Annotated in this window: 3 protein-coding genes; all 3 read left to right on the top strand. The window is 74.2% G+C overall.

What is annotated here, in order from left to right:
* The first annotated feature begins 12 nt into the window (after window positions 1-12).
* The 3 genes from J2S43_RS23365 to J2S43_RS23355 all read left to right on the top strand — a co-directional run bounded on the left by J2S43_RS23365 (window position 13) and on the right by J2S43_RS23355 (window position 13,976).
* Complete coding sequence (locus J2S43_RS23365) at window positions 13-1,374, top strand: S8 family serine peptidase (protein WP_306832582.1); 1,362 nt, start codon at window positions 13-15, stop codon at window positions 1,372-1,374.
* A 304-nt stretch (window positions 1,375-1,678) separates the two neighbouring features.
* Entirely contained in the window at window positions 1,679-3,229 is a 1,551-nt protein-coding gene (locus J2S43_RS23360; protein WP_306832580.1) for a tetratricopeptide repeat-containing diguanylate cyclase, read from the top strand.
* Between the two features lie 190 nt (window positions 3,230-3,419).
* Window positions 3,420-13,976 (top strand): hypothetical protein, encoded by a 10,557-nt coding sequence (locus tag J2S43_RS23355; RefSeq protein WP_306832578.1) that lies wholly within the window; start codon window positions 3,420-3,422, stop codon window positions 13,974-13,976.
* Window positions 13,977-13,980: the final 4 nt, after the last annotated feature.

Here is a 13,980-nt window from a genome sequence, read left to right as displayed (position 1 = left end):
GCGCTTGTTCGGGTGGCGGCGGCGGTGCTGCTCACGCTGGCCCTGGCCGGGGCACCGGCCTTGGCTGGGGCACCGGCCGGCGCCGCGCCGCCGGAGCGGAGCTTCGTGAAGTACTACGTGGTCTCCGACGGCGGCGAGACGCTCTACGACCTGGCGGTCCGCCTGCTCGACGACCGCGCTCGCTACTCGCAGATCATGCATCTGAACACCGGGCGCGCGCAGCCGGACGGCACGGTGCTGACCGACCCGGCGCGCCTGCGGGCCGGGTGGGTGCTGCTGCTGCCGTGGGACGCCTACGGCGAGGGGGTGGAGTACGGCATCCCGCCGGAGAGCACGGGCCCGGCCCCACCGGAGAGCCCGAGCCTGGCCCCGCCGGAGGACGCCTGTGCACGGCCGGGCTCCGAGGCCGGCCCGGACTGGGCCGCGCTGCGGGTGGCCGCGAACCAGGCGTGGGGGCGCAGCCGCGGCGAGGAGCAGACGGTGGCGGTGGTCGGCTCCGGCGTCGATCGCACGCTGCCGGAGCTGGCCGGCCGGGTCGAGCCGGGCGTGAACGCGGCCGGCACGACGGACCGGGCCGACGCCGACTGCCTCGGCTCCGGCACCGCGATGGCGGCGATCATCGCCGGTCGCGCGCCCGGCGACGGCGGGTTCAGCGGCGTGGCGCCGGACGCGACCGTGCTGCCGGTGCGGATCCTGACCACCGGGCCGGACGCGACGGCCGAGGTGCAGGCCGCGGGCGTCGAGGCGGCGGCCGAGGCGGACGTGGCCGTGCTGGCGCTGAGCGCGGCCGTGGACGTCACCCGGGCGGACGTGGCCGAGGCGGTCGCGTCGGCCGTCGAGGGCGGCGCGGTGGTGGTGATGGCCGCGCCGGTCGGCCCGCCGTCCGGCCCGACGCTGTCCGACGGCGTCATCCGGGTTGCCGGGGTCGGCGCGGACGGTCGGCCCGCGGCGGACTACCGGCGGGGTGCGGTGGACATCTCCGCGCCGGGTGTGAACGTCGCCACTCCCGGCGGCGACGGCCCGGTCAGCGGCGGCGACTACGCGGTCGGTTACGTCGCCGGCACGGTGGCGCTGGTCCGCGCGGCCTACCCGGAGCTGACCGTGACGGAGGTCCGGCACCGGGTGCTCGACACCGCGGAACCGATGACCGACGTCCGGCGCCCGGACGTGCTCTACGGCTGGGGGATGGTCGACCCGGCCGAGGCGGTGAGCCGGGACCTGCCGGGCGAGACCGGTGGCGACCCCGGCGCGCCGCTGACGGCCGGCGGGCAGCCCGGCGAGGACGACTCGGTGTTCCTGGTCATCGTCGTCATCGTGGCGCTGGTCGCGGCCGCGGTGCTCGGCCTCCGCTTCCGGCGCATCTGGCAGGAGTGACGCCGGCTGAGCGGGAGTGACGCCGGCTGAGCGGGAGTGACGCCGGGATGAGCGGGAGTGACGCCGAGCTACAGTTCGTCGCAATACTGCCGATAACCGGTCAGGAGGGTCGTCACCTCGAACCGGACATCGCGCGTTCCCGGGCGGTCGGGGTACGGAGGCTGCGTACAATCCGCGTCTGCGGATCGATCACTCGTGCCGGAGATGTCGTGAACCGCGCGGGAGACCTCACCTTCGCGGTTTCGCCGCCGACCGTAGGGGTCGGCTGGAAGTCGAGCACGGGGCAGGACGGGAGGACACGCTGGTGCGCAATGATCACCTGCCGGTGCCCGTGTCGCCCTACGGTCCGTTCCCCGGCCTCGCGCTGCACGTGCACGACCTGACCATCCGCGGGCACCACACGGAAGGGCTGGCCGCGGCGGACGAGTCCGAGGCGATCCTGCTGATCCTGGGTGACCAGCGCACCTGGCGCGTGGCCCGGCTCGGCCGGATGTACGCGCTGGCCGCGCTGGGCCGCCACGACGAGGCGCTGACGATCGGCGAGGCGCTGATCGCGGACACCTACTACGGCGGGCCGCGGGCCACCGACGCCAAGATCATGGCGGACACCGCGCGGGCGAACATCAGCATCGCCCGGATCGACGAGGGCCTGAACTACATCGCGCGGGCCACGCTGGTGCTGGACACCGTGCCGACCGGCGGGCCCCGCTACTTCTCCGCGATGGCGTCGCTGTGCGAGGCCGCGAAGTACGCGGAGCTGTTCGAGCTGGCCGACGAGATCATGCGCCGGACGCTGAGCGCGTCGGAGGCGCCGGAGCTGTGGCGCACCTCGGCGGAGCTGCAGTACGTGGAGCTGCTGCTGGAGTGGGCGGTCCGGCTGGAGCAGGTGGACCGGGCCGAGGAGGCCGCGGTCGAGGTCGCCAAGGCCGTGACGCTGGTGCGCCGGTGGACCGACCTGGACATCGACTCCCCGCTGGCGTTCGCGCTGCTCGCGCTGGGCTCGGCCAAGCAGGGCGACCACGCGGAGGCGATGAAGCAGGTCGACCGGCTGCTGGTGCGCATGCGGGCGGCCGGGCAGAGCCACGAGGCGCGCCTGCTGCACCTGGCGCACGGCATCGTGCTGCGCGACCAGGGCGACCTGCGCGGTGCGCGCCGGGAGTTCCAGGCCGGCCTGGAACTGGCCGTGCTCGCGTCGCAGCGGTTGCTCTACCGGTACGAGCTGGCCCGCCTCGCGCTGCGCGAGTCGCCGGGCGAGGCGACCGCGACCGTGTTCGCCGCGCTGCGCCTGCACGTGGAGTCGCTGTGGCGGCTGCGGCTGGACCGGCGCACCATGCTGCGCCAGGCCATGCGCCGGGTGGAGTTGGAGGCTGCCAGGTCCCGCGCGGACCACGCGGCCAGCTCGGACGCGCTCACCGGCCTCGGCAACCGGCGCATGTTCGATCGCCGGATGGAGCACCTGAACGATGTCGGCTCGCTGCTGCTGATCGACGTGGACGAGTTCAAGGGCATCAACGACCGGTACTCGCACGGTGTCGGCGACCGCGTGCTCGGCGAGATCGCGGCCGTGCTGCGCGCGCACTGCCGCGCGGACGAGGTCGCGATCCGGTTCGGCGGCGACGAGTTCGCCATGTTCCTCGCGGTCGGCGAGCGCGAGGCCCGGGTGGTCGCGGAGCGCATCCGGCAGGTGATCCTGACCCGCGACTGGCACCAGATCGCGCCCGGCCTGCGGGTCACGCTCTCCATGGGCCTGGCGCAGTGCGTGGCCGGCGAGTCCGGCCGCGACCTCTACGACCGGGCGGACGCCCGGCTCTACCTCGCCAAGCGCGGCGGCCGGAACCAGCTCGCCGCGGCCTGAATCTGCCGCACGGCAACCTCGCCTTAACCATTCCCGGGCCGCTGAACAGCGGGTTCGGCGGCACAACATGCCTGACACATTCCAGGACTGAACAATTAACAAACCATAGATGAACTTGACCTGAGTGACTCCCGTAATCGGGCTGCGACGACGTGTGCACTATCCGGCGGCAGCATGAGGGGAGTACGACATGGTCGGTACGCCTACGGCAGGACCCCTGTCGAGCCTGTGCCCGGACGGCCGGCTGATCGTGACCGGGAACGGCGCGCTGTTCCATCCGTACCCGATGGATGTGCCGGTCGACCTGCTGGCCGTGGTCCGGGCGCTGCAGGCACCCCGGGAGAACGGCCCGGCGTTCTTCCTGTCGCACGCGTCGCTGACCGACCCGGCCGCGCTGGGCGCGGTCGAGCGCGTCGCCAGCGACCTGCTGCCCGGCCAGCACGCGCGGATCGCCGCCTATCCGGTCGCCGGCACCGAGCAGACCGCGGTGCGGACCTGGCTGACCGCGGCCGACGCGGTCGGCGTGCCGATCAGCGTGCCCTACGAGTCCTGGATCGACCTCTCCCCGCGGGTGATCCGGGTGGACCGGGACGGCCGGCCGGCGCCGACGGGCGAGTTCGTGCGGGTGCTGCCGAAGGGCCTGACGCTGATGCGGGCCGCACTCGGCACCGCGGCCACACTCACGCTCGATCCCTCCCGCACACCCTGGCAGCGGCTGGGAGAGCTGGTCGCGAGCCTCGCCGCCCGGCGCGAGGAGCTGCGGATGCCGCGGTCCGGCGCGCTCGCCGGGGCGAAGCGCTGGCAGGCCGGTCTCCAGCTGGCGGCCGGCGTCGCGCTCGGGCTCCCCGGCACGCCCGACCGGGACCCGTTGACCGCGGACGACCTGCTCCGCCTCTGGAGCGACCCGCCGCCGGCCGCCGGCCCGGAGACCGTGATCCGGCAGCTTCTCGAACGGCCGGACCAGATCGCGCTGGTACGGCGGGGCGACACCCTGCTCTGGCTGGCCGCGCACGACGGCGCGCTGTGGTGGGTGGACCTGGCCTCGGACGGCGACCCGATCCGGCGGTTCGATCCGGACCACCCGCTGGACCGGGCCGCGCTGACCGCGACCGGTACGTCCGTGCACCTGATAGACCCCGCGACCGTCCCGCGCCCGCTCCCGGCGGGCCGGCCCGACACCTCGGGCTGGCAGCCGGTCGGCGACGCGGCCGCGGTGGACACGCTGCGCGCGCAGTTCCCGCAGCTCGCCGGCCTGAACCAGGACCGCGTCACGGCGGGCCTCGACTGGATCACGAACTGCGTCATCTCGTCGATCGCCGCGGTCGCCCAGATGCTGGACCCGGGAAAGCAGTTCCTGTCCGTCCCGATGGAGCTGACCAACGTGGACGTGCTGCCGTTCGTCGTGGAGAACGGCCGGATGAGGGACACGGACCGGATGGAGACGATCGCGGCCGCGCTGCCGGTGCCGGGCGCGACCGGTTTCGTCATCGTCGGCACCGAGTACGGCGCGGCCAGCCACGCGTTCGTGGCGCGGCGGGTGCGGCCGGTGCGGGCCGGCACGACGGACCCGTTCGAGGGGATCGCGTTCTACGAGACGCAGACGCACGCGCAGGCCACCGCGCCGGTGGACCCGATGCGCCTGCGGTTCGTCGGTGTCACCGGCACCGGCGTGGACACCCGGCCGATCGACGCGGCGCCGAGCCGGACCCCGGCGGCGGCACGGCAGAGCGGCTGGGCCGGCGGGCCGGAGGTAGCGGACGTCGCGGGCGCGGCGCTGGACCCGCCCGCGTCGGTGCCGGCCGGCGTCCTGCCCCCCGCGCGCTTCGCCGGACTGACGGCGGAGGCGAACCGGCTGGCGGCCTCCGCGGCCCCCGCGGCGGTCCCGCCGGCCGCGCCCGCCGCACCGAGCCTGGCCGGGTTCATCGCGTCGTACCGGGTCGCGCTGAACGACATGGTCACCCGGCGCACCGCCGCGGAGAACGCCGCCCAGGCGCTCCGCGACGCCTGGGACACCGCCGACGGATTCGAGCGGCGCTACGCGGACGGGCGGCAGGCGATCCGCGACCTCGAACGGCGGATCGCGGACGCCGCGCTGGCGGTCAGCCGGGCGGAGAGCGAGGTGACGCTGGCCGAGGTGGACACCACCCCGGCCGCGGCCACCCGGCTCGCCGCGGCCCAGAGCGCGGTCGACCGGCGGGCGCAGGAGCGGAAGGACCTGGTGGAGGCGCGGGAGAGCGCGCTGCGGGCCGAGGAGACCCTGATGGGCGGATTCCAGGCCGCCGTACGGCAGATCCCTCCGCTCGAACAGGCCTTCCAGCAGACGGACCAGGCGCTCACCGTCGCCCGTAACCAGGCCGAGCAGCTGCGGATCCTGACCGACGCCGCGCAGAGCTTTCCGACGGCCGCGAACGGCCTGACCTCCGCGCAGGCGTCGTCGCTGCGGCGCGAGGCCCAGCGGCTGGTCGACGACATGCTCACGCCGCAGGAGCGGGCGGCCACCACCCGGGTCACCCGCACCGCCGGCCAGCTGAACGGCCTCCGTGCCCCGGCGAGCGGCGACGGCACCCGGCCGTCCATCCCGGACGCGGAGCGGGCCGCCCAGCTCGCCGACCGGGCGGCACAGGACGCCCAGACCCGACACCAGCAACGCCACGACGCGGCACGGCTGCTGGGTGACGCGATCGAGGCGCTCGCGGACGCGCGCGCCACGGCGGAGCAGGCGGCGGCGACCGCGACCCGGCTCCGGCGGGAGGCCGACGCGGCCAGCACCGCGCTGACCACGGCGGACCAGCAACGCACGGACCTGGAGCGGGAGCTCACCGACGCCCGGCAGGCGCTGGCGACGCTGCGGCAGGCGCACCGGGCCGATCCGGTCGGACCGGAGCCGGACGACCCGCAGATCGCGCGGATCGAGGCCCGGATCGAGGCGAACCGGGGCGCCCGGCCGGGGCTCGAGGCCAAGGCGAACAGCACGGACGCGAAGGCGGCGAAAGCGGAACGGGAACAGCGGGCGGCGGACGCGGCCCTCGGCCGGCAGCAGACGGCGTACGACGCGGCGGACCTGGCGCACACCACCGCGGCGAACGCGCACACCGCGGCCGAGACCGCGCTCACCAACGCGCGGACGGCGCTGCGCGGGCACCCGACTCCCGGCGAGATGCGGCAGCGGCTCTTCCTGACCGGCTGGGACCTACAGCAGGCCCGGGCCGAGCAGCGGGCGGCGGCACGGCAGCTCGGCGACGCGCGGACCCGGCTGGGCGGGCTGGACACCCAGGTCGCCACGCAGGAGGACCTGACCCGGTTCGGCGACCGGGACGACCCCGCCGGCGACAGCGCGCACAGCTACCTGAGCGTCGGCTCGGAGCTGTCGATGGCCGAGGCGGACGCCGAGGCGGTCCGGCGGATGGTGCACGCGCGGATCGGCCCGAGCGTGCACCACACCCAGCGCGAGCAGATGAGCGAGGAGATCGACTGGCTGACCACGCCGCTCGCGCTGACCGGCGACCTGCCGTCCGCGACCGGGAAGTCGGGCAGCATCCACGTGATCGGCACCGGTGACCACGCGCTGCGGGTGACGATCCGGGCCACCCTGACCCGCAACGAGGAGCCGGACGTGCTCCCGGACTACCCGACGCCGATGACGAACCACGGCGAGAACCGCAAGTATCACGCGTCGTCGAACACGACCGGGCAGCAGACGTCGACGGTCGGCGAGTACCCGGTCAGCGTGCAGCCGTTCATCCCGATCAGCTGGGGACCGTTCCGGATCTTCAACCTCGCCGGGACGCTGCGTGTCACGCACAACAAGTACACCCGGATCACGAACACCGACCTGGGTGCGGGACAGGGCACGGTCGAGCGCCTGCGCGGGCCCGGGTACGCGCATTCGTACACGGTGGCGTGGACCGCGTCGGCCGAGCCGGCGAGCAAGCCGCTGCCCGACCCCACCGTGCCGGCGCCCGCTACGCCGATGACCGCTACGCCGATGACCGCGGTGACCCCGCCGGTCCGGACCCGGCTCACCGTCAACTTCCCCGAGCACATGGCGATGCCGCAGCGGCCGGCGATCACGCAGCCGCCGGCCGAGGCGCAGCTGGCGAACGAGCTGATGTCGCTGGACACGTTCCACGACCCGGCCGGGATCGGCAGGCACATCCTCGGCGTGCTGCCCCGGCTGGCCGGGTTCACCGGCGCGAACCGTGCCACGTTCCGGCTCAGCCCGGAGTCGCAGCGTGAGGTGCTGGAGTTCAGCGGCTTCGGCAACACCCACAGCAGCCTCTCCCGGCTGCGACGGGACGGTCTGCTCTCCAACACGCTGCGGGACGTGGACGGCAAGGAGATCGGGATCCTGCGGCTCAGGGCGGTGCCGGCGCCCGCGGCGGACAACCGGATCGTCACCCAGACCACGAACAACACGCTCGAGTTCTACCACCAGATCCGGGTGCAGGAGCGCGGCTCGGCGCGGCTGCGCAGCGGTGCCGAGGGCAGCGTGAACGCGGGCCTGACCGGCATCTTCGCGCCGATCGAGAAGACCACGGTCGCGGGTACCTACGGCTCGATGAGCGCGTCCGCGACCGGCGCGGCCGGTCACGGCGTCACGGTCGGCACGAACACCGGCACGAACTCGGAGATGGGCCGCGGCCTGCGATCCGCGAAGGACGCCACGCCCGGCTACCCGGGCGGCATCACCCGCGGCATGGTCGCGGACCTGGACACCCGGTTCACGGTCGAGCTGCTGGTCGACGGTCGGACCGACGCGGCACCGGCGCAGCGCGAGACCTGGACCGGGCGCGCCGCGGACCAGGAGGGCATGCGCGCGCGGTGGGTGCCGTACACGCTCGGCAACGCCGGTGGCATGCACATGACGCACGGCATGGCCGACGGCGACGCACCGGGCCTGGTCATCTACGAGAACCTGCGGATCGAGGGACGGGACTACACGACGCCCCGGCCGGCCGGCAGCCCCCGGCCCGCGTCCGTGGACGACTGGGTCCGCTCCCAGCTGCACAACAACGACTACCTGGCGGCCCAGGGCGCGGGCGACGCCCGGCAGGCGCTCAACCACCGGCGGCTGCTCGACGTCACCTCGAGCTTCTACCGCGAGGCGATGGCCGACGACCTGCGCGGCGACGGCATCTGGGTGCCGTTCGAGCGCGCCACGAAGGCCGGCCTCAAGCGGCTGTGGGTGCGTTACTTCGCGCGGCCGGTGGCGGGCACCACGCCCACGCACCACGGCAGCACCACCGAGATGCGGATGAACACGTCGGTGGACTCGTTCTTCCGCAGCGAGCGGATCCGGTCGCACTTCACCACCAAACGGTGGGGCGTGAACGTCAACGGCAACATCCCGCTCAAGAAGATGCCCGGCGTGCCGGACGGCACACCGCCGCCCGAGGTGCCGGCGATCATCGAGGAGAAGGCGGCCAAGCACCCCTGGAACACCTTCACCATCAGCGGTACGCCGATCGGCCACTCGGTGGAGAACTCGGTCTCCTCGGTGAGCGGGCAGGTGACGGCCCGGTCGGTGATCCTCTCCAGCAGCGCGGGCCAGCCGGTGCACAAGTTCACCGTGGACATGCAGCTCGACGCGGAGATCTACCAGGAGGGCGCGCTGAACCCCTGGAAGACGTACTCGACCGAGTCCGGCGAGACCCAGCGGGCCACGATGGACATTTGGGCGCCGGACATGCGCGTCACCGCGACCCCGCAGACGCGCACCGCGTTGCCGGCGCGGTCGAGGCCGGTCACCGCCGCCGACGAGGCCCGGCTGCGGCACGGGCCGGCGCTGCCCAACCTGTCCGGCGTCACCGGCGTGCGCGGCTCCGCGGCGCTGAACACCGCGTTCCGGGACGACACCCGGGCCATGTTCGGCGCGCGCCGGTACGCGTCGCTGGTCGGGCACAACCCGGGCAGCGACGCCACCCTGACCGGTCAGGCCCGGCGCGCGTTCCTGACCGAGGCACGGCTGATCGCGGCGATCGACCCGATCATGCGCAGCTCGCACTCGACCGAGCAGGCGTTCGAGGACGGCGCGCTCTCGGTCCCGGAGGGACGTTACGAGCTGCAGGCGTACGTCCGGGGAGTGCCCGGCCTGATCCCGGCCCGGCCTGGCGCGCAGAACAGCACCTACGTCGAGGACGGTAACCAGCTCTTCGACAGCCACGAGCTGATCCGGCAGGGCAACACCGACCGCAACCACAGCGCCGGGCCGGGCGTCTCGTTCCGGTACGGCAACGCCGGCGGTCAGGTGCGGGCCGGCCGGGGGCACCGGGAGAGCGGATCGGCGACGCACACCGGCATCGACTACCGGATCAACAACTACGAGCTGCCGGTCCACTCGGTCGCGATCCCGGTCACCTACATCGGCACCTCGACGTTCGCGGCCCGCAACCCGGCGAGCAGCGCGAAGTCCGCGTTCGGCGGCGGCACGGCGGACACGCGCAGGTTCGCGCTCGACGTGTCCGACGCGATCGAGTCGCTGGTCAGCGTGAACGACCTGGCCACGCTCTGGCACAGCCTGGAGACCACCTGGCCGCACGACGCGACCCGGCCGGTGGACACCGGCCGGACGCTGCCGGACGGCACCCGGGCCGGGCCCGAGTTCGTCAGCGGCCTCGACGACGCGCTACTCGGCCAGGTGCTGGACGCCAAGCGGATCCTGTTCCGCGCGCCGGGCACCGCCCCGGCCGCCGGTGAGGAGGTCTACTACCTGCCCCGGCGCATCTCCGGCCGGCAGGGTCTCGGTGACGCGTCCGTGCTCGACGTGCAGCTCGAACCGGCCGCGCCGCCGCCCGCGCCCCCGGCCGGGACCGCGCCGGTCGCCCCACCGCCACCGCTGCTGGCCCGGGCGCTGTTCGACGAGGCCGTGAGCCAGGTGAAGGCGAAGCTGCCGGGCGTGCTCGACCCGGGCTCGACCACCTACAAGGCCGGCCTGTACGAGTCGATCGGTGTGCTGACCTCGTCCGTCGGCAGCCGCACCGGCGTCCGCCGGTTCTTCAGCGCCGGTGAGACGAACGATCCGGTCCGGCTGGGCCGGGTCGCGCAGGTCACCACCGTGCACGCGACGCTCGGCGCGCGGGTCGTCGAGGTGGAGGTGCTGGCCCGGCCGGCCGCCCGGTACAGCTCCACCCCGCCGGCCGGCGATCCGACCGAGCTCTACGGCGTCCCGCACCGGGGCGCCGACCTCGAGATGCACGGCATGTCCGGCAAGCACAAGCAGCGCAGCCAGAACGACAGCGACTACAGCTGGGCGCTGCGGGTCGCCGGCACCGGCCACCCGCTGCCGAGCCGGCAGGAGAACGTGCGGCTGACCGGCGCGACCGGCTCCGGCGACGCGTACCGGCAGCACAACAAGGGCAACCGGCACCGCGAGCAGCAGGTCCACCGGTTCATCACCAAGTCCGGCGGCAACCTGGCCCGCGCGAGCGTGCCGCTGGAGCTGGGCGTCAAGGTCACGGTGACGCCGCTGAAGGAGTGGGTGCTGTCCTCGGCCTCCGCCCGGCTCGGCGCCGCGTGGGACGCGCACCGGCCGCGGCTGACCTGGGTGCGCACCTCCCCGGGCGTGAACTGGCACCGGGCGAACGTGTCGCTGGAGTTCATGAAGGAGGACGGCAGCACCGACCGGCTGACCACCGCGCCACCGGCGAACCAGAACCGCCCGGCGACGCTCTTCGACCCGGGCCCGGCCGGAACCGTGCCGCACCCGGTCACGGTCGCCGGGACACAGCCGATGACCGGCACGGCCGCCCAGCCGCACTTCACCGCGGCCGAGGTCGGCACCTGGGCGCCGTTCGACGGGCTGAACGAGCGGTTCCGGATCAGCCGGTTCGGTGCGGCGCACCTGATGGCGGACGCGGCCGCCAGGGTGCTGCCGACCGCCGACCCCACGGAGATCCAGGAGCTGCTGGACAACGAGGTCGGCGGCGCCAACACGTACGCGCTGATGAGCAACGGCGGCGTGGACCTGACCGTGCTGAACAACGTCGCCGGTCTCGCGCACGAGCTGGATCTGGAGATCAAGCCGGTGAAGGCGAGCGCGTGGCGGTCGCCGCTGGACACCTACGTGGACCAGCACGGGAACCCGCAGCGGTTCAGTCCCGGTGAGCTGACGCCGGGCGTTTTCGAGTACTTCCCGATCTACGCGACCAGCACCACGACCACGGCCAGCACCGCGCAGGTGTACGGCGTCTCCCTCTCCCTGATCCAGTCGTACAACCTGGGCGGGACCACGGCGCCGGGCGACGAGGCGACCGCGCGGCAGGGGGACGGCGTCGAGCGCCGGCAGGCCGTACTGCCCGGTGGTGCGCCGACCGCGCCGGGCAGCACGGGCGGCGGCGGCTACTACAACATCCGCCCGGAGTACGGTGCCGCGCCCGGCAACCAGACGTTCATGAACGTCACCTACCCGGGCATCACGATCCCGGGCGGCAAGCAGAACAGCTCCGCGGCCACGGTCTCCCACGTCGACCGGCGCGGCCAGCGGATCGTGCCGCACGCGGCCGGTGGCACCGACCAGACCCGGGTGCCGTACGTACTGCGCGAACGCGACGTGCTGTTCGAGGTGAAGGGCACGACGCCGCGCGACTTCCACGAGCTCGGCGAGATGATCCAGATGGCCGGTGCCAAGGTCGGCGAGATGACCAGCGACGGCCGGATCACCCGGGCCGCGGTGCAGGTGGGCCTGAAGCAGGGGTTCGCGGACGCGGTCGGCGAGAAGATCCACTCGATGGCCACGACCGTGCGCGACTCGGTGGACCCGGAACCGGTCGTCTCCACCGTCTACGTGGCGTCCACCGTGCAGGTGCGCATCCCGCTGGCCGAACTGCAGCCGTCCCGGCCGGTCAGCGGCGCGCGGCACCTGGCTGGCGACCGCACCGACGCGGGCGACACCGCGGCCGCCGCGGTGACCCGGCCGATCGCCGGCTGGACCGCGCTGGTCGGGGAGGCCACCCCGATGCCGACCGGCCACCTGGTCGGCGGCCGTACCACCGCGGTCATCACGCAGGAGCTGGACGCGATCCGCCAGGACCCGGCCGCCGGCACGGCGCCCACCCCCGCGAACGTCGTGCTGATCGGCGGCGATCACCGGAGGGCAGGCGAGGCGCTCTCCGCGGCGACGCACGGCTGGGTGCTGGCGCAGGCGCGCAACATCGACCGGCACGCCGGGCTCACCGACCCGGTCGCGAACGAGCGGCACCGGTACCAGCGGGCGATGGAGGAGCCGACGACCTGGGAGCTGTTCGAGAACGGCACCAGTCACGGCGTGGTCACCGGCACCAACATCGCCGACGCGATCCGCCGGGCACTGACGCGCGTGACCGCGCCCGGCCGGGCACCCACCGGCGGCGGCGACGTGGCCGGCCTGCTGCCCGGCGGGCTGGCGGCGCTCGGCACGGCACCGCCCGCGGACCTGTTCGGCGCGACGGACCCGTTCGCCGCCACGAAGCCGAAGCCGAAGGCGGATCCGTTCGCCCGGCCGGAATCGGACCCGTTCGCCGCGCCGAGATCGCCGCTGGACCCGTTCGCGAGCCGCCCGGCGCCGTCCGCGACGCCGGCCGCGCGCCCGGTGGACCCGGCGACGCTGCCCGGCCGGGACCGGTCGATCCGGACGCTCGGCGACTTCTCCGGACCGGCCGCCGCGAAGGCACTGAAGCAGATCACCGACGGGGTACGGGCGTCGGCCGGCGGCCCGGTCATCGCGATCAGCCTCGGCGGCACGCCGGAGACCGCGAAGGAGGCGGTCCGGCGGCTCGACGAGATGCTCCGGCACGACGGCTGGCTGGGGGAGTCCCCGATCGTGGCCGCGACCATGGGCACGAACCAGGTACTCGACGCGTTCACCGCGGTCCGGCTCGGCCGCGGCGCGGTGACCGTGCTGCAGGGCATGGCCGGGTTCGAACCGGTGTGGCAGCTCTTCGAGCCCGGCGCGGCGAACCCGTCCAGGATGGACCCGGCGCCGGACGGGAAGCTGTTCGGCTACGCCGCCGAGGTCACGCCGGTCGCCACCCGCACGCTCGCGCGGCCGCTGGCCGAGTGGCTGCGGATCACCGACTGGGCCGGGGCGGAGCAGTACCAGCGGGCGAACGACGCGCGGCTGCGTACCCCGGAGATCCTCGGTGAACTTCGCGACGTGGTCGCGCAGCACCCCGGCGACCTGCGGCTGCGGGCGTTCCTGACCGCGCTGTCGGCCGCGGACCGGGCCGGCGGCCTCCCCGCGGCAGAGGCACCCCGGCTCGTGCCGGCGGCGACGTCGTTCCTGGACGTGGAGCCGCCGTACGACCCGGCCGCGGGCCCGATGCCGGCCACGTTCGTCTACGACTACCTGCGGTCCGCCGGCGGCACCCGCCGGGAGCGGTACGCGCTGGACGGCCTGCTCTTCCAGCTGATGGTGGCCGGTCAGCTCACCCGCGCGGAGACCGCGGCGCTGACCCGGGGCACCGCCGCGCACCGGCTGGACCGGGCCAACGCCACGGTCTTCGACCTGGTCCTGGACCTGCGCGAGATCTCCGGCGAGCGGCTGCTGAACGACCCGGACGCGGTGCTGCGCGAGTTCCTGGAGCGCGCCGGGCGGCTGGCCGGCACGCTCAACGGCGCGCTGCCGGAGGACTGCCTCGATCCGATCGACCGGACTGCCTGGGTGGCCCGGCTGGACTTCCTGCGCGACCTGTGGCGCGAGTCCGGCGACCGGATCGGGAGCCGGCGCGCCGACATCCTCGACGCGATCACCTACACGCTGTCGAACTGCTGAACCG

Source organism: Catenuloplanes nepalensis (assembly GCF_030811575.1).
GTDB lineage: Bacteria > Actinomycetota > Actinomycetes > Mycobacteriales > Micromonosporaceae > Catenuloplanes > Catenuloplanes nepalensis.
This window is presented reverse-complemented; position numbering and strand designations above follow the sequence as displayed.

Bases quoted from the DNA above. Each gene is read 5' to 3' on its own strand.
- J2S43_RS23355 (WP_306832578.1), top strand. From the start codon at position 3,420: ATGGTCGGTACGCCTACGGCAGGACCCCTGTCGAGCCTGTGCCCGGAC.